Origin of the sequence: Nocardioides abyssi (genome assembly GCF_030412915.1) — a bacterium.
GTDB classification, from domain to species: Bacteria; Actinomycetota; Actinomycetes; order Propionibacteriales; family Nocardioidaceae; genus Nocardioides; species Nocardioides abyssi.
In genome coordinates, this window is sequence record NZ_JAUHJR010000114.1 from 1 (window position 1) to 289 (window position 289).

The window sequence follows — 289 nt, forward strand, 5'->3', positions numbered from 1 at the left end:
ACGGCGACGTCTCGGTGCTCTCGACCATGGACTACCTCTACGGGCTGCGCCAGGGCGAGGAGCACGAGGTCGAGCTCGACGAGGGCAAGACGCTGCTGCTGGGCGTGCAGTCGATCAGCGAGCCCGACGAGCGCGGCTACCGCACCGTGATGGCGCTGCTCAACGGCCAGATGCGCCCGGTGAGCGTGCGCGACACCTCGGTCGCCTCCGAGGTCGCGGCCGCCGAGAAGGCCGACCCCTCCGAGCCCGGCCAGGTGGCCGCCCCCTTCCAGGGCGTGGTGACCGTGGT

Annotated in this window: 1 protein-coding gene; it reads left to right on the top strand. The window is 72.0% G+C overall.

What is annotated here, in order from left to right; genetic code table 11:
* The coding region (locus tag QWY29_RS20135) for a hypothetical protein (protein ID WP_300963011.1) at positions 1 to 289 on the top strand (289 nt) is incomplete at both ends.